This is a genomic window from Micromonospora lacuserhaii (assembly GCF_036902735.1).
Classification (GTDB): domain Bacteria; phylum Actinomycetota; class Actinomycetes; order Mycobacteriales; family Micromonosporaceae; genus Micromonospora.
Genome location: NZ_JBAKHO010000002.1, coordinates 149,249 through 170,995, shown reverse-complemented (window position 1 = coordinate 170,995; position 21,747 = coordinate 149,249). Strand labels below are relative to the sequence as shown.

18 protein-coding genes are annotated in these 21,747 nt (G+C 71.5%); 13 read left to right on the top strand and 5 right to left on the bottom strand.

The window, feature by feature from the left end; translation table 11 throughout:
* Positions 1-142: 142 nt before the first annotated feature.
* Positions 143-5,605, bottom strand: coding sequence for an ATP-binding protein (locus V6U81_RS02120; protein ID WP_334483541.1), 5,463 nt, complete (start codon positions 5,603-5,605; stop codon positions 143-145).
* Between the two features lie 174 nt (positions 5,606-5,779).
* Positions 5,780-6,223, bottom strand: a complete 444-nt coding sequence (locus tag V6U81_RS02115) for a DUF6223 family protein (RefSeq protein ID WP_334483538.1) — start codon at positions 6,221-6,223, stop codon at positions 5,780-5,782.
* 227 nt (positions 6,224-6,450) lie between these two features.
* On the opposite strand from V6U81_RS02115, the gene V6U81_RS02110 reads away from it, so the two are divergent.
* From V6U81_RS02110 to V6U81_RS02065, 10 genes are all read left to right on the top strand, one after another.
* Entirely contained in the window at positions 6,451-7,581 is a 1,131-nt protein-coding gene (locus V6U81_RS02110; protein WP_334483535.1) for a sensor histidine kinase, read from the top strand.
* Positions 7,578-8,240 (top strand): response regulator, encoded by a 663-nt coding sequence (locus V6U81_RS02105; protein ID WP_334483531.1) that lies wholly within the window; start codon positions 7,578-7,580, stop codon positions 8,238-8,240. The genes V6U81_RS02110 and V6U81_RS02105 overlap by 4 nt, the downstream gene beginning before the upstream one ends.
* A gap of 147 nt (positions 8,241-8,387) precedes the next feature.
* Positions 8,388-8,720: a cupin domain-containing protein gene (locus V6U81_RS02100; RefSeq protein ID WP_334483528.1), complete on the top strand. Its 333-nt coding sequence runs from the start codon at positions 8,388-8,390 to the stop codon at positions 8,718-8,720.
* Positions 8,721-8,927: 207 nt separating this feature from the next.
* Positions 8,928-9,335, top strand: a complete 408-nt coding sequence (locus V6U81_RS02095; RefSeq protein WP_334483525.1) for a phage holin family protein — start codon at positions 8,928-8,930, stop codon at positions 9,333-9,335.
* A gap of 225 nt (positions 9,336-9,560) precedes the next feature.
* Positions 9,561-9,779, top strand: coding sequence for a hypothetical protein (locus V6U81_RS02090; RefSeq protein ID WP_334483522.1), 219 nt, complete (start codon positions 9,561-9,563; stop codon positions 9,777-9,779).
* 701 nt (positions 9,780-10,480) lie between these two features.
* On the top strand, positions 10,481-11,059 hold the full coding sequence (locus tag V6U81_RS02085) for an AMIN-like domain-containing (lipo)protein (RefSeq protein WP_420883952.1): 579 nt from the start codon (positions 10,481-10,483) through the stop codon (positions 11,057-11,059).
* A gap of 102 nt (positions 11,060-11,161) precedes the next feature.
* Positions 11,162-11,908, top strand: coding sequence for a hypothetical protein (locus V6U81_RS02080; protein ID WP_334483518.1), 747 nt, complete (start codon positions 11,162-11,164; stop codon positions 11,906-11,908).
* A gap of 595 nt (positions 11,909-12,503) precedes the next feature.
* Positions 12,504-14,096: an FAD-dependent monooxygenase gene (locus V6U81_RS02075; RefSeq protein ID WP_334483516.1), complete on the top strand. Its 1,593-nt coding sequence runs from the start codon at positions 12,504-12,506 to the stop codon at positions 14,094-14,096.
* 147 nt (positions 14,097-14,243) lie between these two features.
* A complete protein-coding gene (locus V6U81_RS02070; protein ID WP_334483513.1) occupies positions 14,244-15,821 on the top strand; it encodes a GMC family oxidoreductase in 1,578 nt (525 codons plus the stop codon).
* A complete protein-coding gene (locus tag V6U81_RS02065) occupies positions 15,818-17,350 on the top strand; it encodes an aldehyde dehydrogenase family protein (RefSeq protein WP_334483510.1) in 1,533 nt (510 codons plus the stop codon). The genes V6U81_RS02070 and V6U81_RS02065 overlap by 4 nt, the downstream gene beginning before the upstream one ends.
* A gap of 31 nt (positions 17,351-17,381) precedes the next feature.
* Here the strand turns inward: V6U81_RS02065 and V6U81_RS02060 are convergent, their stop codons facing one another.
* Both V6U81_RS02060 and V6U81_RS02055 read right to left on the bottom strand, forming a co-directional pair.
* Complete coding sequence (locus V6U81_RS02060; RefSeq protein WP_334483771.1) at positions 17,382-18,209, bottom strand: DUF72 domain-containing protein; 828 nt, start codon at positions 18,207-18,209, stop codon at positions 17,382-17,384.
* 167 nt (positions 18,210-18,376) lie between these two features.
* Positions 18,377-18,616, bottom strand: coding sequence for an MmyB family transcriptional regulator (locus tag V6U81_RS02055; protein WP_334483768.1), 240 nt, complete (start codon positions 18,614-18,616; stop codon positions 18,377-18,379).
* A 104-nt stretch (positions 18,617-18,720) separates the two neighbouring features.
* Between V6U81_RS02055 and V6U81_RS02050 the strand changes: the two genes are divergently transcribed.
* A complete protein-coding gene (locus tag V6U81_RS02050; RefSeq protein ID WP_334483507.1) occupies positions 18,721-19,140 on the top strand; it encodes a helix-turn-helix domain-containing protein in 420 nt (139 codons plus the stop codon).
* A 65-nt stretch (positions 19,141-19,205) separates the two neighbouring features.
* On the opposite strand, the gene V6U81_RS02045 is transcribed toward V6U81_RS02050, so the two are convergent.
* Complete coding sequence (locus V6U81_RS02045) at positions 19,206-19,979, bottom strand: maleylpyruvate isomerase N-terminal domain-containing protein (RefSeq protein ID WP_334483504.1); 774 nt, start codon at positions 19,977-19,979, stop codon at positions 19,206-19,208.
* 186 nt (positions 19,980-20,165) lie between these two features.
* Here V6U81_RS02045 and V6U81_RS02040 point away from each other — a divergent pair, with 186 nt between their 5' ends.
* Both V6U81_RS02040 and V6U81_RS02035 read left to right on the top strand, forming a co-directional pair.
* Complete coding sequence (locus tag V6U81_RS02040) at positions 20,166-20,951, top strand: maleylpyruvate isomerase N-terminal domain-containing protein (RefSeq protein ID WP_334483501.1); 786 nt, start codon at positions 20,166-20,168, stop codon at positions 20,949-20,951.
* Between the two features lie 21 nt (positions 20,952-20,972).
* Positions 20,973-21,572, top strand: a complete 600-nt coding sequence (locus V6U81_RS02035) for an AAA family ATPase (protein WP_334483499.1) — start codon at positions 20,973-20,975, stop codon at positions 21,570-21,572.
* Positions 21,573-21,747 lie beyond the last annotated feature (175 nt).

The following is a 21,747-nucleotide window of genomic DNA, read 5'->3' as shown; positions in this document are numbered from 1 at the left end:
GCACCGGGAGGCGACGAAAGGCGCGGCGCCGACCGGCGCCGCGCCTCTCGGGCGTGCTCAAAAGACCCGCGAGGACCTGCTCGGCGTACGCCCAGAGCCGATCTTCGTCGCGGCCGGCTTCACCGTGATCGCTCCCGGTCGGTCACCGCAGATGTGCCTCGATGGCCTCGATGATGCGCGGACGGAGTTCGGCCGCGCGGATGACGGCGTCGACGGAGCCGACCTCGACGGCGCGCTGGATGTTGTGCACCCGGTCGAACTCCGTGGCCACCTCGCCGAGCTTCTCCGCGCGGACCGACGAGCGGAGCTCGTCGAGTTCGGCGGTCAACGCGGCACGGTCGGCGCCGGAAGCGGCCGCGGCGCGGGCCTCCAGGTCCCGCACCCGGGGGTCGGCCGCGGTGCGGGCGTCGACGTCGCCGGAGAACACCACCGCGGCGGCGGGAGCGCCGCCGAGCACCGAGGCGAAGGAGCCTTCCAACGCCAGCACGGTCATGTTGGGGTTCAACGCCTTCGAGAACACCACGAACGCGCCGCCGTGGTACCGCGAGATCACGCAGAACACGATGGGCCCCCGGAAGTTCACGATCGCGCGGCCGATCTCGGCGCCGTACTCCAGTTGCAGCTTTCGCATCGACTCGGGCGAGCCGTCGAAGCCCGACAGGTTCGCCAGCACCACCAACGGCCGGTTGCCGCTGGCCGCGTTGATCGCCCGCGCGGCCTTCTTCGACGACCGCGGGAAGAGCGTGCCCGCGGTGTAGGTGTCCGGGCCGTCGGTGGGCGGGAAGCCACGCCGCGGCACCGACCGTGACTCGATGCCCAGCAGGCACACCGGCATGCCGCCCAGGTGCGCGTCCTGCACCACCGCGGTCTCCGCGTCGGCCATGCCCGCCCAGCGTTCCAGCACCGGGTGGTCCTGGTCGGACAGCGCCCGCATCACGGTTCGGATGTCGAACGGCTTCTTGCGGTCCGGGTTGGCCGCGGCGGAGAAGATCTCGCCGACGGTGGTGAAGTCGCTGCCGGCTACGGCATGCGGGAAGTCGGCGATGTCGCGGTCGGTGGGGTCGGTGGTGGTCGTCCGCCGCGGCAGGTCCTCGCCGGGTGCGACGTACGTGTGGTCGTAGTGCGACATCAGTACGTCCCGCGCGGCGGGGAGGTTCGGCGCCCAGTACTGCGCCTGCCCGTTCGGGCCCATCACCCGGTCGTAGCCGCCGATGCCGAAGTTGTCCTCGGCGGACACGCCACCGGAGAAGTCGAGCGACTGCTTGCCGGTAAGCACCATCGCCGAGTCCGGTGTCATCACCAGCACGCCCTTGGTGTGCATGAGCATCGTCGCCTCGGCGTTCCAGTACGGCTGCGCGCCGACGTTGATGCCCGCGACCACGATGTTGATCTCACCGCCGTCCTGGGTGAACTCGACGATCCGCTTGAGCGCCGCGGCCACCCAGTCCATGTTCTCGGTGCCCGACGTCATGGAGATCCGGGCGCCGGCGGACAGCGCGTACCACTCCAGTGGCACCCGCATCTGCTGGGCCAGGTCCAGTGCGGCGATCACGCGGCGGCACTCCGGCTCCGACAGGGCGCCCAGCGACTTGGTGGGGTCGCCGAGCAGCACGACCCGGGTGACGCCCTGCGGGTGCCGCCGCGTCGGCGTGGTGACGACGCCGGCGACGATCGCCGCGGTGTTGTGCCCCTTGGGCCGGTCCACCGGCACCAGGGCGTGGTCGTCGTCGAGGTCGTGCTCGACGAAGTCGCCGAGCATGCCGGTCAGCTCGTACGGATACACCGTGTTGCGGCTGCTCGCGCGCAGCACCTTCAGCCGGTAGGCGTCGACCGGCTCGACCGGCTCGACCGGCGGCTCCCCGATGCTCAGCTCCGCGCCGCCGGTGGCGTCGAAGGAGATCCGTACGGCGATCTTGGTCAGCTCGCCGGTCTGGGGGTCGCGCTGCCGCGCGATGAACAGGATCTCCTCCAGCCCGGCGCCCGCCGTCGTCGGGCGTACGCGCGCGGCGAGCATCTCCATCTCCTCGCGGGTGAGATCGCTCGGTGGCCACACGTAGATCACGATCCGGTTGGTGTTGAAGCGGGTCTTCGACGGTCGCCGGGACTGCGCGCGGCGGATCGAGTCGAGGCACGCGGCGACGGTGTCCTCGGTCGTCGGCAGCGCGACCAGCCGGCCGTCGTGGTCGCGCAGCTCGGTCAGGTCGCGCACCTGCGCGAACGCGACGAGGCGCTCGTCGGACGGGTTCTCCCGCGCCACGCCCTGGAAGAGGTAGACCTCCTCGTCCGACGACGGCAGCCGGGTCAGGTCGAAGTTGCGCAGCCGCTCCAGCTGCATCCGCTGGGCGATGTACGGGTGCAGGCCGCGGATCAGCCGTTCCTCGGTCATCCCCGCGCCGGACGGGCGGAACGTGAAGTGGTGGTGCATCACCGCTCCACGGCGACCGGCGACGGTGGTGGTGACTCTGCGGACCTGATGTGGCAGCGGGTGCGCGTTGAGGACCTCGAGCAGCGCGGCTGCCATCGCGTCGAAGTCCTCCGGCTGGTTCTCCCAGGCGAGGTAGATGTCGGCGTCGATGGCCTCCTCGCCGCCGGCCAGCTCGGCGAGCCCGCGCAGGGCGCCGTTCAGCGCGTCGAAGCTCACCGCGGCGGAGACCACGCTCGAGTCGGTGCGCTCGGCGACCACGAGAGTGCAGCCCGGGACCTCACGGATGCCGACGTTGGTGAACCCCTTGTTGCCGTAGTACCGCCGGGTCAGCACCTCCAGCATGACCGTGTTGTCGAGGTGGTCGCGGACGAGTCGCTGGCCGAGCAGCCGCACCAGCGGCTCGGTGCTGCGCACCATCTCCGCGACGCGCTCGGCGCGGTCCGGCGCCTCCGGGTACGCGTCCAGGTGGCGCAGGTGCCGGCGGACCTCGGCGTAGACGCGGGCGCGGTTGCGGCGCAGCAGCGGCTGGGCGAACCAGGCGAACACCACGCCGCGGGCGAGGTCGGCGACCACGGGGAAGCGGACCTGCGTCGCCGCCACCAGCCGCTCCAGCGCGAGGCCCGCCGGCTCGCGCAGCGTCTCGTCCGGTGGTGGCTCCCGCAGCCACGAGCGCAGCAGCGTCGCGACGACCGTGGCATCGGCGGACGCGCGCTGCTGGGCGAGGAAGATCCGGAACACCCCGGCTTCGAGCTCCGGGCAGCGCTCGAGGTCGGTGACACCGTAGTGCCCGAGTGCCTTGGTGAGCCTGGCCTGGAACGACATCGGCAGTCCGGCCCGCTCGACGTCGAGGCTCTGCAGGTAGGTGTGGAAGTACTCGCGGGCGCTGTACATGTGGGCGTCGCCGCCGTCCTCGCCGGTGGGCCGGTTGCGGCTCAGCTCGGCGAGGTCGGCGAACACGTTGACGAGGTCGAGTTCCTCGGCCAGCGGCCGGTGGCCGTCCTCGGTCGCCGCCTGACGCGCGACGAGGTAGTCGTCGAGCACCCGGCGGCCGTCGTGCGGGTCGACGTCGAAGCCGAGCAGCAGGCCGCGCAGGTCCTCCTGCCCGCGGGTGGCGCGCTGCCGCGCCGGGATCTCCCCGGGCGCGGCGGGCAGGTCCAGCTCGACGGACCCGGCGGCCGGGGCGTCCGCGGCGTCCGCGGCCTCCTCCGCCAGCGGCTCCAGCCGCAGCAACGGTGCGCCGGCCTCCACCTGGCTGCCGACGGAGACGGCGCATTCCCTCAGCCGCGCCCTGAACGGCGCCCGCAGCACCGTCTCCATCTTCATGGCCTCCAGCACCAGCACCGGCGCGCCCGCTTCGACCTCGGCGCCGACCTCCAGTGGCGTGGCGACGACCAGCGCGGGCATGGGTGAGCGGACGACACCGCCCTCGTCGCGGCCGACCCGGTGCGTCACGCCGTCCACCTCGACCAGGTGGATCGCCGCGTGCGTACCGGTGAGCAGGCGGTACCGGACGCCGTTGACGACGATCTGCCCGGTGTGCCGGTCGAAGCGGTCCAGCTCGACGTCGGCGGTGCGGACGTCCCCGCCCGCTTCGATGCCGACGCGGAACCGGTGCGCGCCGATCCGCGCCACCCGCATGCGGTAGCTGACACCACGCAGCTTGAGGTCCAGCGGTCGGCCGCTCTTGTGCTGCACCTGCGGGCGCCCACCGAACGCCGTCGACAGCAGCCGCTGCCGCTCGACGCGTTCCTCCTCCTCGTACGCCTCGATGGCGGCGGCCGCCAGCGCGACGGCGGAGTGCCGCTGCGCGACGAGCCTGCCCGCGGCGCGGACGCGGTCGATCCAGCCGGTGTCGGCGCTGCCGTCGATCACCTCGGGCTGTTCGAGCAGGTCGAGCACGAAGCTCTTGTTCGTCGCACCGCCCTCGATGATCACCGTGGTGTTCGCCATCGCCCGGCGCAGCCGGCCGAGCGCCTCGTCACGGTCGCGACCGTAGGCGATGATCTTTGCGATCATCGAGTCGAAGTCGGCGGGGATGGTGTCACCCTCGCTCACGCCGGTGTCCACCCGGATGCCCGGCCCGGCGGGCAGGTCCAGCCGCGCGATGCGACCCGGGGAGGGCGCGAAGTCGCGGTCGGGGTCCTCGGCGTTCAGCCGGGCCTCGATGGCGTGCCCGCGCTCCATCGGCGGCTCGCCTTCCAGCCGCCCGCCCGCGGCGACGTGCAGCTGCGCCTTGACCAGGTCGAACCCGGTCGTGGACTCGGTGATCGGGTGCTCGACCTGCAGGCGGGTGTTGACCTCGAGGAACGCGAACGTCCGGTCGCCGGGGTGGTAGAGGAACTCGACGGTCGCCGCACCCCGGTAGTCGACGGCGATGGCCAGCCGTTCGGCCGATGCTTTGAGCTCGGCGGCCTGCGACGGGCTGAGCACCGGCGACGCCGACTCCTCGATGACCTTCTGGTTGCGCCGCTGCACCGAACAGTCGCGGACACCGAGCGCCCACGCGGTGCCCTGGCCGTCGGCGATCACCTGGACCTCGACGTGCCGGGCACCGGTGACCAGGCGCTCCAGGAACACGACGCCGCTGCCGAACGCCCTCGCCGCCTCCTGGCTGGTGCGCTCGTAGGCGTCGGCGAGCTCGTCCCCGCTCGTGACCATGCGGATGCCGCGCCCGCCGCCGCCCGCGGTCGCCTTCAGCATCAGCGGGTAGCCGATCTCCGTCGCCGCCGCGAGGGCGGCGTCCAGGGACTCGACCGCGCCACGGCTCCACGGCGCGACCGGCACGCCGACCTCCTCGGCGATCAGCTTCGCGCCGATCTTGTCACCGAGCTTGCGCATGGCCTTCGCGCTCGGCCCGACGAACGTGACGCCGACCTTCTCGCACAGCTCCGCGAACGCCGGGTCCTCCGCGACGAAGCCCCAGCCGACCCACGCGGCGTCGGCCCCGGTCTCCACCAACGCGCGCTCGAGCGCCTTCAGGTCCAGGTACGGGCGCGAAGAGGCGGGACCGAGGTCGTAGGCGATGTCGGCCTCACGCACGAACGTGGCGGTGCGGTCGACGTCGGTGTACAGGGCGACGGTCTCGATCCGGGTCCCGGTCTCCGCGGCGAGCTCCCGGACCGCGTGGATGAGCCGCATCGCGGCCTCACCACGATTGACGATGGCGACACGGCTGAACACCTGACCAACCCCTCCGGTAGACCCACGACGTACGCGCCGTGAGACCCTGGCCTCCGGCAGTGATCACCCTTCCGCCTGTCGACTGCCGGCGCCATGTCGTAACCGCCGAACCCTGGGCGGCGCCATTTGTAGGAACCCGACAAAGATTTTTGGCCGCATGGCCGGGGCAGCCGGTCAGCCGGCGCGGCGGGAGCGGGCGAGAGCCAGCCCACCGAGGACCATGGCGATCAGCCCCACCACCAGGGCCACGTAGGCGCCGCCTCGCCCGTTGCCGGTGCCGATGCCGCCGTCGGAGGTGGCCACGACCAGCCCGCCGAGCGCCATGCCGATCAGCCCCGCCGCCATGGCCATGGTGGCTCGGAGTCGCCTGTTGCCGGTACCGATACGGCGGGTGGGACGGGCCAGAACCAGCCCGCTGATGATCACGCCGGTCAGCCCCAGCAGGGCGGCCACGCTTGCCCCGATCCGCCCGGCGCTCATGGTGTAGACACTGGCGGCGGTTGGCTGGGCCGAGACGTGCGCGGCCGCCGGTGCGGCAAGCCCGAACCCCCCGAGCAGGGCGGCTCCGGCGGCGGCAAGCACCAGTCGGACTGATTTCAGGGTTCCTGACGAGCTCATGTCCCTCTCCTCTTTGGTGCGTCTCGTTTCCGAAATCGATGTCGCCTGATCATGTCGCCGGGCGCGCCGCCGGTCGTCCTGCAGACGGAGACAATTCGCGCTGCCGCAGGTGCCGCATCCGGCTGCTGCAGACGCCGCAGGCATCGGACAGGTACTGCGTGTGCGGTAGGCGGCCGCTCGTCTGCCAGGAGGAGTCGTCCGTGGCGAGATCCGGCTAAGGTGCGCGGGTGTACGCAGGACGGTCCGGCGTTCCGGCCGGTGTCAGAGACTGGGCGATCGCCGTTGCCGTGGCAGCGACGCTGCTGGTCGCCGGGCTGTCCGAAGAGCACGCCGCCACGAATCTCGACCTGCTCGGCTATGCGCTGTTGGTGGCCGGTGGCCTGGCGCTCGCCGCCGGTCGTCGGGCTCCGATCCCCGTCCTGGCCGTCACCGGGCTGTGCGCGGTGGGTTACCAGGCGGTCGGTTTGGACGTGCCTGCCGTCGCGTTCCTGTTCGCGGTCTACGCCGCCGTGCGGGCGGGCCACCGCATCGTCACGGTCGTGGCGGCGGTGATGATGCTGGCCGCTCTCCCGCTCGCGGCCCTCGCCCCGCCACAGGACATGTCCGTGAGCGAGGCGCTCGCACGGGCCCGGGGCGCGCTCGAACTGGCCTGGCTGGTCGCTGCCGGTGCCGCTGGTGAAGCCCTGCGGCAGGCCGAGCGGCGCGCGGACGAAGCCGAGCGCACCCGGGAGGAGACCGCGCTGCGCCGCGCCAACGAGGAGCGGCTGCACATCGCGCGGGAGTTGCACGACTCGCTCACCCACCAGATCTCGGTCATCAAGGTGCAGGCTGGAGTCGCCGTCCACCTGGCCCGCAAGCGTGGAGAACGGGTGCCGGAAGCCCTCCTGGCGATCGAGGAGGCCGGTCGTGAGGCGACCCGGGAACTGCGAGCGACCCTGGAGGCGCTGCGTGACGACGGTAAGAGCCCGCCGCATGGGCTCGCCCATGTCCCGGAACTGGTGGAACGGGCCCGGTTGACCGGCCTGGACGCGACGTTGACGATCGAAGGACAACGCCACGACGTGCCGGCCGCGGTGGACCGGACCGCCTACCGGATCGTTCAGGAGTCGCTCACCAACATCGCCCGTCACGCCTCCGCCGCTACGGCGTCGGTCCTGATCGACTACCGTCCCGACGCCCTCGCCATCCGAGTCGATGACGACGGCACGGCCATGCCGGACACCGCCGCGACGCCCGGCGTCGGACTGCTCGGAATGCGCGAACGGGTCACCGCCCTCGGCGGTCGGCTGCGTGCGGAACCACGCAACGAGGGCGGCTTCACCGTCCGTGCTGAACTCCCCGTGGATCGAACGTCATGATCCGCGTCCTGCTGGTCGACGACCAGCCGCTCCTTCGCAGTGGATTCCGCGCGCTCCTCGACGTCGAAGACGATATCCAGGTGGTGGCCGAGGCCGCCGACGGGAAGGAGGGTCTGGCGCTCGCCCGGGAACATCTGCCTGACGTCGCGCTCATCGACATCCAGATGCCGGTCATGGACGGCATCGAGGCGACCCGGCGCATCGCCGCAGACCCGACCCTGGCCCGGGTGCACGTCGTCATATTGACCAACTACGGCCTGGACGAATACGTCTTCAATGCGCTGCGCGCCGGCGCCGCCGGGTTCCTCGTCAAGGACATCGAGCCAGAAGACTTCCTGCACGCCGTACGGGTCGCCGCGCGCGGCGACGCCCTGCTCGCTCCGTCGATCACCCGCAAGTTGATCGACCGGTACGTCACCGAGCCACTTCACCTGGGTGCCGACGCGGCCCTGGAAGGGCTGACCAGCCGCGAACGCGAGGCCGTCGCCCTGGTCGCGCAGGGCCTGTCCAACGACGAGGTCGCGGACCGCATGGTGATCAGCCGACTGACCGCGAAGACCCACATCAACCGGGCCATGGCCAAGCTCCATGCCCGTGACCGCGCCCAACTCGTGGTCCTCGCCTACGAATCCGGCCTGGTAGCCCCACGCGACCGCTGACATCCCGCGCGGTGTTGACGGCCGAGGATGCGCCCCGCTCGCGCTGCTCAGGACGCCTACGGTGTCCTGGAGGCGATCAACGTGATCGCCCTGCTCGCTGGCGGGGGCTTCCTGCTGGCTCTTGCACCGAGACGAAGGACCTCACCGATGAAGCTCACCTCCCTCCCCAAACTGGCGGAGGAACAGCTGGCCCTGGCTCGAGAGGCGCGGAGCGGCCGCTCGGCCCACACCATCCACGGCGGCCACGACCAGGCACTCCGCCAGACTGTCCTCGCCCTGCTCGGTGGGCGTGAGTTGGCCGAACACGCCAGCCCGGGCGAGGCGACGCTGCTGGTGCTGCGTGGCCACGTCCGCCTCACCACGTCGACCGACGCATGGGAGGGCAGGGACGGTGACCATGTCGCGCTCCCGCCCCAGCGGCACGCCCTGGCCGCGGTCGAGGACTCGGTCGTCCTGCTGACCGTCGTGAGCCCCCGATAGCCCGACCCGGCACGGCTGCGCTGGCATTGGGCGCCGCGTCGGACGCGGGCCGCTTCGTCCGTGGTCCTGCCCGGAACACCAGCGGACAGGTATGGCGGTGAGACTTGTGGGTAAGCGGCCGCCCGCAGCGGACGAGGGGGGCCCATGAGTGACGCGGCGGCGGAACGGTCCGGAGGATCCGGACGGGCGGTCGGTCCGACGGAGCGCTTGGCTGCGGACGTGGCCGAGGTGGTGCGTGAGGAGGTCCGGGAGGTACGCACCCAGCTGATGAGGGTGGCCCGTCCGACGGGAATCGGCCTGGCGCTGCTCGCCACCGCCGGGGGGTGTCTCGTCCTGGGAGCCGGGGCTGCCTCGACGACCGTGCTGCGCGTGCTGGAGACCTTTCTGCCCCGCCGGCTGGCTACCGCGGGGCTCACCGGGGGCTACCTCGTTGCCGCCGTTGTGCTCGGACGGGCGGGCCTGGAGCAGCTGCGGGCGGCCGGAGGCGGCTCGGCCTGGCTGGCGGACGAGCTGCAGGACGCCGTCTCCACCACCGCGAGTCGGGTGGTGCCGGCTGGTGCCGCCGCCGTTCGGGACGAATTCGACCAGTGGGGTTCCGGCAGGCAGGGCCGTTGAGGTCGACATGCGGGCGCAGGCAGCCGTGCCGGTGGCGACCCGCCGGGGTGCCGCCCGCGGCCCGCCGGCCGCGATGACGAACGAGCCGTCGAGAAAATCGCAGTATGGGGGCCCACAAGCCCGCGCGGCCCGCGTTCTGTAAGGGGCTAGGCTATGGACATGGTCGTCCGACCATAATTTCTCGGCTCGGGGTGGCCAACCGACCAGGCATCGCCTGTTGTCCACATGTTCCGCGGGCAGAACGCGCTCGACGCGGACATCGAAGTCGCCGCCGACCTGCGGCCGAACCACCATCCTGGCGTTGTGGAAAGGGTAGTCATGGCGGACAAGTCCCACCAGAAGAGCAATCTGAAGAAGCAGGGCAAGACTTTGAAGGAGAAGCGGGCGTCGAAAAAGGCCAAGCAGGCCGACAAATCTTCGTCGATCCCGCCGACCGGCCACTAAACCTGACGGAACCACCGCCGGGCGGGCGTAATGACGTGGCGGGACAATTGTGCCTGTCTATCGCATTTACGCCCGCGCGCCCCAGGCGACGGTCGGCCCACTGCGTCATCCGCTGGTGGGCCGACCGTCTTTCTCCGCACGACGACTGGGTGGCGACTCGCCCGTCGTGGTGACGTGTCTGCACGGCGCCTGCGGCGTGGCGGATGAGCGTTGCCAACAGAGAGCGCCCGGGGGCCGGCCGTGCCGCCACCGGAGTCGATTTCCCCATGAACGAGCGACTTTCCGACCGTAGAGAGCGCAGACGGCCACCGATGTCGGCCCGCGGTGTATCGAAGTTCCCGCCGGGCCGGGTGATGCCGTCCTCGTCCCAGCCTTTCAGGTGCCTTGCCGCTGAAGATGACCGAGGCGAAGCCGACCGGTGGGTGCAGGGTGCCGAACGGCCGCCGGGGCGATGATCGAGGCGCCGCCCCGGCCGGCGCGACCAGCATGAGCGCCGTGGCGCCCGCGAGCCTGGCCTGCTGACCGCAGCGCGCGCCGGCGCGCTCACGTCGACCGACGGAGCCGGCGCCCAAGTCCGCTGACCCCTGTTACGCGGCGGTTACCAGATAGCGAAACTGCTGCCGTGCAGCCGTTCCACCATGGCCCCACCACACCGGCGACGACGCCGGAATGCCACTGGAACGAGATCACGGGAGAAGACAATGCGGATCAGAAGTGGACTCATGGCCCTGGTCGTCGTGCTCGCCGGCCTGGTCGCCGGGGCGGGCACCGGCACGGCGGCGACCACCACGGCAGCGGCGACGGGATCGCCGTACTGCGGGATCACCTGGGGCAGCGCGGAGAAGGCGGCCGGCACGCTCAGCGGCGCCCCGTTGATCCAGGTGCGTACCGGTCGGCACGACTGCTTCGACCGGGTGGTGTTCGAGTTCGCCGGGCCGGTGAGCGGCTACACGGTCGCCTACGGCGAGACCTGGACCGAGGGCGAGGGGCTGGCGCTGTCGCCGTACACGGCCGGGGGCGAGCTGCTGCGGGTGTCGCTGCAGGCGCCGGCGTACGACGACGACCACCGCGCCACCGTCCCGTACCGGGTCGGCGAGCACGCCGCGAACGTGCTGCGCTCTTCGACGTTGCGCGACGTGGTCTTCGGGGGCAGCTTCGAGGGCTACACCACCTTCGCGGTCGGTGTGCGGGCCAGGCTGCCGTTCCGGGTGTTCGTGCTGGCGGGCCCGGGCACGCACAGCCGGATCGTGCTGGATGTCGCCCACCGCTGGCAGCAGTGATCCGGTGCGCAGAGGAGGGCCCGGCGCAGGCCGGGCCCTCGACGCGACCCCGCCCACCGGACGATGGCGTTGACCGGCGCCCGTTTCGGGTACGCGGCGCGGATGGCCGAGCTGCTTGAGGACGGGGACATCTACTTTCTCTACCGCCCACGGGTGGAGGAGCAGCACGTGGAGTCCCTCGACGAGGTGCAGCGCCTGTTGGTGGTGATGCACCCGTGGCACGGGCGGCACCTGCGGCTCCTGGTGGTGGGCCGCAAGCGTCTACCCGACATCGATGAACACGATCGTTTCTGGGCGTTCGTCGACGAGGTGGTGGACCGGCCGGAGCAACTGCACGAGACCTTGCGGGCGCGCCACTACCGGACTAGGACGAGCGGGGAACGGGAACAGCCGCCGGCCCGGCCCGTGGCCGAGGGCGCGTACGTGATCGCCCGGCACGACGACCACACCCACCTCGCCTACGAGTTGGAACTCCCATTGCGTCCCGGCCCGGCACAGCACGATCTGAGCATCGAGCCGGAGGCGAGCTACATCGTCACGGTGAAGAACCCGCAGGCACCCAGTCCGCCAGGGATCGGGCTGCGGGGTTCCCGGAAGGGGAAGCTGCCGGCCGCGCTGGAGAAGGAGTTCCACGGCCGCCGCTTCGCCCCGCTGGACCCGCCCGGCTTCCTCGACCATCCCGGCACCGAGATCGTGCTCATCGGCGCGGCGCACGACGCCTCCGAGGAGTTGCGCATCGACCTGGACGCGGAGGTGGAGCGGGCGGAGCGAAGCACGATCTTCGGGGATCTGCGGATCGGGCGCCGGGAGCGCCCGGTCGACCCGCTCTTCGTCGGCGAGTGGGCCTGAGCCGGCCGGGAGCAGCCGGACGCGCACCTCCACGTCGTTGCTGCCTGCCGCCCCCGGCGCGAGGGTGCAGCGCCCCGGTCACACCTCACCGCCCACACCGCGGCGGGAGAGCGGTAGTCTGTGGAAGCGGGTATGCGATGGCCGATGGGCCCGCCCCAACCACCCCGCCTCCCGCCTCGACGTGCAGTCGCCAGGGAATTTTTCTGCGCTGCCCTGAACTTCTTGGAGTGCGTTTTGCCAGATTTGACGCCGCCCGCCCTGAATCCCTTCGGTTCGAAGGAGGACAGGGAGGCCGACCGTGACCGCGAACCGGCCGTGGACGTGAGCGCAGCCACGATGACCCGCATGCGCAGCCCGTTCGGGTCGGGAGACGGCGGCCGCGGCACGGCCGACGAGACCGACCGGCGATAGTCGCCGTCTGTCGTTCCCTCAACCGGTGACCGGACCGGGCTGTCGTCAGCTCACGAGGTGACCAGTCGGATCGAGCCAGGGGGACCTGGATGATCGGCATCACGCATTCGATCGGGTTCGGGACTCCAGCGCGGCCGTGGATGGCACGGTCCGCGATCCTCCGACACCGACCTGTCGCCGTCAGATGAGCGCGCTCGAGGTTCTGGTGGTCGGGGCGGGGCCGACCGGGCTGTCCATGGCGGGGCAGTTGGCCGCCTTCGGTGTGCGGGTCCGGGTGGTGGACCGGGCGGTCGACCGGGTCCACGAGTCCCGGGCCTTGGCGATTCAGCCCCGTACCCTGGAGGTTCTTACCGGTCTCGGGGTGACCGACGAGATGGTGGCCCGCGGCAACCGCGCGGTGCGGCTGTGCCTGCACGCCCGCGGGCGGGAGCGGGCCGTGTCGTTGTTCGACCTGGGCCTGCAGGACACCGCGTACCCGTATCTGCTGTTCCTGTCCCAGGCGGAGACCGAACGCATCCTGGGCGAGCACCTCGCAGCGGCGGGGGTCGGCGTCGACCGCGGTGTCGAGCTGGTCGGGCTGGACCACACGGCCGACGGCGCGGTGGGGACACTGCGGCACGGTGACGGCCGGGAAGAACGGGTGTCGGCCCGGTACGTGGTGGGCTGCGACGGCGCGCACAGCGCGGTGCGTCACCTCGCCGGGATCGGGTTCGCCGGCGGCGCGTACCCGCAGACGTTCGTCCTGGCCGACCTCGAGGCGGACGGCGTCGACGCCGGGGCGGCGCACGTCTTCCTGTCCGGGCGGGGCATGCTGTTCCTCTTCCCGCTCGGCCACCCCACCACGTGGCGGCTGCTGGCCATGCGCCCACCCGGCGAGGCGCCCGCGCCGGACACCGCGGTCACCCTGGACGAGGTACAGGCCCTCGCCGACAGCTACACCGACGCGACGGTGCGGCTGCGCGATCCCGTGTGGACGACCAACTTCCGGCTGCACCACCGCGCCGCCACCCGTTACCGGGCCGGGCCGGTGTTCCTGGCCGGCGATGCCGCGCACATCCACAGCCCGGCCGGTGCGCAGGGCATGAACACCGGCATCCAGGACGCGGTCAACCTCGGCTGGAAACTCGCCCAGGCACTACAGGGCGGGGCCGGCTCCGGCCTGCTGGACACCTACGAGACGGAACGGGCACCCGTGGGCCGGCTGGTGCTGCGCTTCACCGACCGGGCGTTCACCGTCGCCACCTCCACCAACCCGGTCGTCCGGTTCGCCCGTACCCGGATCGCCCCCGCCCTCGTCCCCGTCCTGCTCGCACCTCGGTTCGTGCGGGCGGCCGCCTTCCGGACGGTGTCCGAGTTGGGCATCGGCTACCGGAACAGCCCGCTGTCGACGGAAGGGCCACGCCGGCCGCGCAGCGGCCCCCGAGCCGGTGACCGGCTGCCCGACGCCCCGCTACCGGATGGCGGCACCCTGCACCGGCTCACCGCGACGCCCGGGTGGCACCTGCTGCTGTGTGGGCCGCCCGCCGACTGGTCGCCGAGCGAGGTCGCCGCGTTGGGTCAGGGGTACTCCGGCCGGCTCGACGTGCACCGGCTCTCCGAAGCCGACCGCGCCGAAGCGGCGCCGGCTCCCGCCGCCTCCGCGCTGCGACAGCTCGGCCTCGCCCACGGCGCCAGCGCCGCATATCTGATCCGACCCGACGGTCACCTCGGCTACCGGGCAGGCGGCACGGACCTGACCGGGCTCCGGACCTACCTGGAACGGTGGCTCCGCCCGTAGCCGCGCGCGGCCGCGTCGCCCGTCGTGTCCCACCGGACCATGTCCGGTCCCGAGCACGGCCCCTGCTCGTCATGCGCGCCGAAACTGCTGCTGGGCACCGCAGTGGTTGCGGGACTACCTTCCCAGGAAGGACCCGAGGAGGCAGCGGTGACCGAATCGTTTGACTACGTCGTGGTGGGGGCGGGCAGCGCCGGTGCGGTGCTGGCCGCGCGGCTGACCGAGGACCCCGGGACGCGGGTGCTGCTCCTCGAGGCGGGCGGGGAGGACGACGCCGACGAGATCCGCATCCCGGCGGCGTTCTCATCGCTGTTCAAGACCCGGTGGGACTGGAACTACACCACCACCGGGCAGAAGCAGCTGCACAACCGGCGGGCGTACTGGCCGCGGATGAAGGCCCTCGGTGGCTGCTCGTCGATGAACGCGATGATCTACATCCGGGGCAACCGGGTCGACTACGACGGCTGGCGGGACGGGCACGGCGCGAGCGGCTGGGGCTACGACGACGTGCTGCCGTACTTCATCAAGGCCGAGGCGAACGAGCGGCTCGGAGCGCCGTACCACGGCCAGAGCGGGCCGCTGCACGTCGAGGACCGCAGGTTCACCCACGAACTCACCGACGCGTGGGTCGAGTCGTCAGTGGTCGCGGGCCTCAAGCGCAACGACGACTTCAACGGCGCGGAGCAGGACGGCGCGGGGCTGTACCAGGTGACCTGCAAGCGCGGCCGCCGCTGGTCGGTGGCCGACGCGTACCTCCGGCCCGCGCTGGACCGGCCGAACCTGACCGTCCGCACGAACGCGTTCACCACCCGCGTCGACCTGGCGCACGGCCGCGCCGTCGGGGTCACCTACCGGCGCGCGGGCCGCACCGAGCGGGTACGGGCCGACGCCGAGGTGCTGCTCTGCGGGGGAGCGGTCAACAGCCCCCAGCTGCTCATGCTCTCCGGCATCGGCCCGGCCTCGCACCTGCGGGAGCACGGCATCGACGTGGTGGCCGACCTGGCCGGGGTGGGCCAGAACCTGCACGACCACCCGGCTGCGCCGATGGTGTGGCACACCCGGGGCACCACGGACATCGCGGACGCTCCCACGCTGCCGAACCTGTTGCGGTGGAAGGCCCGCGGCACCGGCCCGCTGGCGTCGAACATCGGTGAGGGCGGCGCGTTCTTCGCCACCCGGGCCGGACTCCCCGCTCCCGACCTGCAGGTGCACGCGGCGCCGGGCGCGTTCTACGACAACGGCCTGCACGAGCCGGTGGCCCGGTGCTTCACCGCCGGGCCGACGCTGGTCTCCGTGCAGAGCCGGGGCAGCCTGCGGCTGCGCTCCGCGGACCCCACCTGGCACCCGGAGATCGACGCTGCCTACTACGACGACCCCGCCGACCTGGACGCGATGCGCGAGGGCTGCAAGCGGATCCTCGACATCGTGCACCAGGGGCCGCTGGCGAAGTACCTTACGAGCGCCTGGATGCCCGGGCCGTCCCCGACGGACGAGGAGCTCACCGAGCACCTGCGCCGCAACACCCAGACGTTGTACCACCCGGTCGGCACCTGTGCGATGGGGTCGGGGGAGCAGGCCGTGGTCGACCCGGAGCTGCGGGTCCGCGGCATCACGGCGCTGCGCGTCGTGGACGCCTCCGTCATGCCGGTCGTACCTCGCGGCAACACCAACGCACCCACCATCATGGTCGCCGAGAAGGCGGCCGACCTGATCAGGAGCGCTCGATGACCCTCACCGGCGAGCACGTGCAGCAGCAGACCTTCGAGGTCCACAACCCCGCGAACGGCGACGTGGTGGGCGTGTACCCGGTCCACTCCGAGGCCGACGTATGCGCCGCCGTGGAACGGGCGCGGGAGGCCGCCGCGTGGTGGTCCGCCCTGCCGTACCGCGAGCGCGCGCAGTACCTCACCACGTGGCGGGCGGTGGTGACCCGGCGGATGGCCCAGCTCGCGGACGTGGTGCACAAGGAGATGGGTAAACCCCACTCCGACGCCATGCTGGAGATCGTGCTGGCCATCGACCACCTGGCGTGGGCGACGAAGCACGCGCGCAAGGAGCTCGGCCCGCGCCGGGTGAGCTCCGGGATGCTGATGGCCAACCAGGCCGCGACGGTCGAGTACCACCCGCTCGGGGTGATCGGCGTGATCGGGCCGTGGAACTACCCGGTGTTCACGCCGATGGGATCGGTGATCTACGCCCTCGCCGCCGGCAACGCGGTGGTCTTCAAGCCCAGCGAGTACGCCCCTGGCGTCGGCACCTGGCTGGCCGACTCGTTCGCCGAGGTGTGCCCGGACCACCCGGTGCTGCAGGTCGTCACCGGGTTCGGCGAGACCGGGTCGGCGCTGTGCCGTTCGGGCGTGAACAAGCTCGCCTTCACCGGCTCGACCGCCACCGGCAAGAAGGTGATGGCGACCTGCGCGGAGACGCTGACCCCGGTGGTGATCGAGGCCGGCGGCAAGGACGCGCTGCTCGTCGACGAGGACGCCGACGTCGAGGCCGCCGCCGACGCCGCGGTGTGGGGCGGCATGTCGAATGCCGGGCAGACCTGCATCGGCGTGGAGCGGGTGTACGTGCACGAGAAGGTCTACGACAGGTTCCTGTCCCTGGTGGTGGAGAAGACGCGCGAGCTGCGCGCGGACGCCGACGTGGCGGCGAAGATCGGGCCGATCACGATGCCGTCGCAGGTGGGGATCATCCGCGCGCACATCGAGGACGCGCTGGCCCGGGGTGGTCGCGCGGTGGTCGGCGGCGCGGACGCGGTCGGTGAGCGTTTCGTGCAGCCCACCGTGCTGGTCGACGTGCCCGAGGACTCCACCGCGGTCACCGAGGAGACGTTCGGCCCCACACTGACGGTCAAGAAGGTGGCGTCGATGGAGGAGGCGGTGCGGTTGACCAACGCGACCCGCTACGGCCTCGGCGCGACGGTCTTCTCCGGCCGGCGCGGTACGGAGCTCGCCCGCCGGATCCGCTCCGGCATGACCGCGATCAACTCCGTCATCTCGTTCGCGGCGATCCCGTCGCTGCCCTTCGGCGGGGTCGGGGACTCCGGTTTCGGGCGGATCCACGGCGCCGACGGGCTGCGCGAGTTCACCTACGCGAAGGCGATCGCGCGGCAACGGTTCAAGCCCCCGATGCTGCTCACGACCTTCAACCGGGACGCCAGGACCGACAGCCGGGTGGCAAAGCTCGTCACCATGCTGCACGGCGGCGCCTCGACGCTGCCCAAGCTGCCGAAGCGCGGGCGCGGCCGGGGGTGAGCCGGGACGGTGGAGCGGGAGTACCCGGCCGTCAGAACAGGGTCAACGGCCCGACAGGCGCCGGCTCGGGCAGCGGCTCGACCTCGGGCAGCCGCGCCCGGACCGCGTCGTGGAAGCCGCGGGCGAGGGTGAGCGCGTCGGCGTTGTCCGGCGTGTGCACGAACATGGTCGGCGAGCGCCCCTCGCGCAGCCAGCCGGTCACCACGTCGAGCCACGGTTGCCAGCCCTCGACTGTCCGCGCCGGGTCGTCCCGACCGAGGTACCGGACGATCGGCCGGTCGGTCAGCGCCCGGGTGCGCAGCGGCGTACGCGGTTTCCTGGTCCACGCCTCCCGTTCCGCGTCACTGGTCGGCGGGCTTTCGAAGAACGCGGTGGTGTCGAAGGGGATCCACTCCGCGTCGAGGGGGACGAGCGTCTCCTCGAGCGTCCGCACCGCCCGGGGGTCGGCGAAGAACGCGGGGTGGCGGACCTCCACCGCGTACCGGTGGGCGGTGGGCAGCCCGCGCAGGAACCGGGCCAGCGCAGGTACGTCGGCGGGGCCGAACGAGGGCGGCAGCTGGATCCAGAGGGCGTGGGCTCGTGGGCCGAGGGGTTCGATCGCGTTCAGGAAGACCCGCAGCTCCTCGTCCCCGCCGGTGAGCCGGCGTTCGTGCGTGACGGCCTTCGGCAGCTTGAGTACGAACCGGAAGTCCGGATCGGTCTGCCGCGCCCAGGACGCCACCGTCTCCCGCGCCGGGGTCGCGTAGAAGGTGGTGTTCCCCTCGACCGCGGTGCACCAGCCGGCGTAGGCGCGCAGCCGCTCGTGGGCCGGCAGCGGGTGCGCCAGAAGGCGTCCCTGCCAGGACCGATGCGTCCACATCGCGCACCCCACGTGCAGTCGCATCCGACCCTCCCACCGCTCGCCGGCTCGGCGCGGGGCGACCCGCGCCGGGGGTACGGTATCCGCCCCTGGCGACCGGATCCCGGGCACACCCGCCCGGCTCAGCGCACCACGCGGCGCCGTACCCGATGCCACCCCGGGGTCGGCTACCCGGTGAGGGCGCCGGTACCGAGCGCGGTGAGCAGGGCGAGGCGTTCGGCGTCCGCCGTGCCGGGCTCGGCCGAATAGACCATGATCCGGAGATCGCTGCCGGCGACGCTCAGCACGTCGCAGTCCAGCGTCAGCGCGCCGAGCTGCGCATGATCGATGGTCTTGCGCGCGGCCTCGTGCCGGCCGACGACGTCGGACTCCCACAGCTCGGCGAAGCGGTCGCTGTGCGCTCGCAGCTGCCCGGAGCCCTAGTGCTCTGCACGGGAACGTTTACCGGGTTGGCGGCGGCGGGGCCGGAACCGGTTGGATGAGACGGGCATCCGACGGGTTTGGGGGTGTGGTGGCGGAGCTGGTCAAGATCAGGAGGCTGACCGACCAGGAGGGCCAGCAGTTACAACGGATCGTGCGCCGGGGCAGCACCAACACAGTGCGCTATCGACGGGCGATGATGCTGCTGGCCTCGGCCGGCGGCAACCGAGTTCCAGTGATCGCCCAGTTGGTGCAGGCCGACGAGGACACGGTGCGGGACGTGATCCACCGGTTCAATCAGATCGGCCCGGCCTGCCTGGACCCTCGGTGGGCGGGAGGCCGTCCCCGCCTGCTCAGCCCTGACGACGAGGACTTCGTCGTCCAGACGGCCACCACCCGCCCGACCAAGCTCAGCCAGCCCTTCACCCGCTGGTCCATCCGCAAACTGCTCGCCTACCTGCGCAAGGTGCACGGCCGGGTGATCCGCATCGGCCGCGAGGCCCTGCGCTAACCCCGGGCCCAGTGGCGCCCGCAGGAGCGCGCGCACAACCGACAGATGCGTCACAAGTGCGCGTTTTACGCGTTCGGGTCCCAGTCTGCGAGCTGCTCCATCGGCTCGGTGTCGCCGGTGTTCTCCAGGCCGTCGAGCGGGACGCGATCGTAGAAGTAGAGGACCAGTTCGCTCGCTGCGCCTCGCATCGCCATGTCGCCCGGCTCCGCGTCGGCGGCGAGGTCGTCGCAGCGGACGCCGTCGGCGTTGAGGGTCAGGCGCCAGGAGCGGCCCTCGGTCGTGTGCAGGTCGATGGTCGCCGGCTTGAACGGCCAGGGGACGGTCGTCGCCGAGACGGTCGTCAGGAACTCGTCGACGCCCTCGACCGCGACGTCCGTCGGCAGCGGCTGTGCGGCCCCCTGGGTGAGCTGGGCGTCGTAGGTGTGGACGGCGATCTCCTGGATCTGGTGCCGGGCCACGGCTCCGCTGGTCTCCGGGGCCTGCGAGCGGCCCCACCAGGTCCAGCAGCCGCGGTCCGGGCCGGCCTCGCGCATCGCGTCGAGCATGAGCTCGGTCGACTCGGCGAGCCAGGCGTCCAGGGCTTCGCGGTCGCGGGGCGCGGTCGGGGCGCCCTTCGGGTCCGTCCTCGCCGGGGGCTCAGCGCCCGGGCCCGCCGCGATGATGGCGGCCTGGCGGCGGCGGCCGTCGCCGAAGTGCTGCGCCAGTTCGCGCAGCGTCCAGTCCGGGCAGGTCGGGACCTGGACGTCAAGGTCAGGGGCGGACGCGATCGCGGCGCGGAACGCGGCCGAGCGGTCTTCGATCAGCCGCAGGACCTCGGGGAACTCCAAAATGTTTTGCACCTCGGTTGTGTATCACTGCGCTCCGGCCGCCGGGTAGCGAATTTGTCGGACGAACGCGTCGACAGCCGGGCGGAGCGCCGGCGCGCCCGCGCGTCATCCAAGGGCACGTATCAGTGCCGGGGCGGCCGCCGCGTCGGCTGCGAAATTCGCTGTCCGGTCGTCGGAGCACAGTGATAGACAGCCGGGGTGCACAAAATTCTCACGTTCCCTGATCATCTGCGGCTGATCAACGAACGGTCGGCCGCCTTCCGCGCTGCGGTCGCCGCGGCACCCAGCCTCGACGCGCTGGTGCCGACCTCTCCCGAGCGGACGCTGTTCGATCTCGTGCAACACGTGGGGATGGGCCGCCGCAAATCAGCCGCCATCGTCGCCGCAGGGCCCGCGGACGCGCCCCCGGAGAAGTCGGCTTGGGAGGACGGCATGGGTGCGCCTCGGGAACGCGAGGCTCTCCTGGCCTGGTGGACCGAGTCCGTCGAGCAGCTGACGAGCGCGCTGCGTCAGGCCGGCCCGGACCGCGGTTGTTGGACGTGGTGGGGGGACTCGCCGTCACCGCAAACCTCTGGTGCCTGGGCGCGGCGACAGGTTCCCGAGATCGCGGTGCACACCTACGACGCCCAGCTCACGGTGGGTGCCCCGCAGCCGCTATCGGACGAGGTCGCCCTCGACGGTTTCGACGACTGCCAGTTCACCCTCTGCGCGACGACGGTCGCCTGGCCACACGAACCCGCCATCGTCGATTACCACGCCACCGAGGGCCACTCCTGGCGCCTTCGGCTTTCCCACGACGGCGCACAGGTCGCCCACCTCACGCCCGCTGCCGGCGAGGACCCCGACACGGCCGACGCCTCCGCCCGGGGCACGGCCAGTGACCTGGTCCTGTTCTTCTACGGCCGCATACCGCTGGATTCGCTGAAGTTCGAAGGCGACCGTCGCATCTTCGATCAGCTCGTAGCCTGGGACCCGTCCGTGTGACAACCGACGACATGCGATCTCGTGCACCCGGATGCCGAGGCCGCAGCGAAGTCGCAGGTATCCGGCTCGGGTGGCTACGCTCGTGAACACCTTGATGTGCTCGTCCTGCACGGATCGCCGGGCTCGGGAAAGTCCACCCTGTCGGGTGCCAAAGCGGACCTGCTGCGTGAGTCCGGTTTGGCGAACGCGGTGATCGACCTCGATGAGCTCACCATGGTCTACCCGCACCCCGAGCGGTCTTTCGCGCTCAACAATCTCAGGGCTATCTGGCCCAATTACGCGACTATTGCGGGTTTGCGGCTCGTCATTCCCAGTGCTATCGCGGACGAGGACGAACGGGTGCAGCTTCGCGCTGCCGTGCGGGGCTCACGGTTCGTCGTCTGCGAGCTGACCGCCCCTGAGACGGTCTTGAAGGAACGGGTCGCTGCACGGGAACCGAACGAGTACTGGCGCAGCCGGCTGCGCAACTTCGTCGATCTCTACCAGCAGCGGAGCGATCTTGCGAGGATCCGAGACTTTCAAGTGTCGACCCACGCAAGGTCTGTTGCGGAGGCAGCTCGCGAAGTCATCGAACAGGTCGGGTGGCAGCTTCAGCCTGAAGCCGAGCGCCTACATACCTAACGCACAGTCACTGATCTGAGTTCCTGCGGCAGGCCGGGGTGGGGCCAAATCGGGCCGTCACACCATCGCACGCCTCCACCACGACGGGGCCACCACAGACCGTCCGAGCGGGGCCATCGCAAGCCGTCAGAATCACCGGCCCCGCCGCCGCCAACCCGGTAAACGTTCCCGGTCA

What these genes read in the sequence shown, in the direction of transcription:
- V6U81_RS02100 (WP_334483528.1), top strand. Translation starts at nt 8,388, where the DNA reads ATGAAGCTCACCTCCCTCCCCAAACTGGCGGAGGAACAGCTGGCCCTG.
- V6U81_RS02115 (WP_334483538.1), bottom strand. Translation starts at nt 6,223, where the DNA reads ATGAGCTCGTCAGGAACCCTGAAATCAGTCCGACTGGTGCTTGCCGCC.
- V6U81_RS02105 (WP_334483531.1), top strand. Translation starts at nt 7,578, where the DNA reads ATGATCCGCGTCCTGCTGGTCGACGACCAGCCGCTCCTTCGCAGTGGA.
- V6U81_RS02090 (WP_334483522.1), top strand. Translation starts at nt 9,561, where the DNA reads ATGTTCCGCGGGCAGAACGCGCTCGACGCGGACATCGAAGTCGCCGCC.
- V6U81_RS02075 (WP_334483516.1), top strand. Translation starts at nt 12,504, where the DNA reads ATGAGCGCGCTCGAGGTTCTGGTGGTCGGGGCGGGGCCGACCGGGCTG.
- V6U81_RS02065 (WP_334483510.1), top strand. Translation starts at nt 15,818, where the DNA reads ATGACCCTCACCGGCGAGCACGTGCAGCAGCAGACCTTCGAGGTCCAC.
- V6U81_RS02080 (WP_334483518.1), top strand. Translation starts at nt 11,162, where the DNA reads ATGGCCGAGCTGCTTGAGGACGGGGACATCTACTTTCTCTACCGCCCA.
- V6U81_RS02060 (WP_334483771.1), bottom strand. Translation starts at nt 18,209, where the DNA reads ATGTGGACGCATCGGTCCTGGCAGGGACGCCTTCTGGCGCACCCGCTG.
- V6U81_RS02085 (WP_420883952.1), top strand. Translation starts at nt 10,481, where the DNA reads ATGCGGATCAGAAGTGGACTCATGGCCCTGGTCGTCGTGCTCGCCGGC.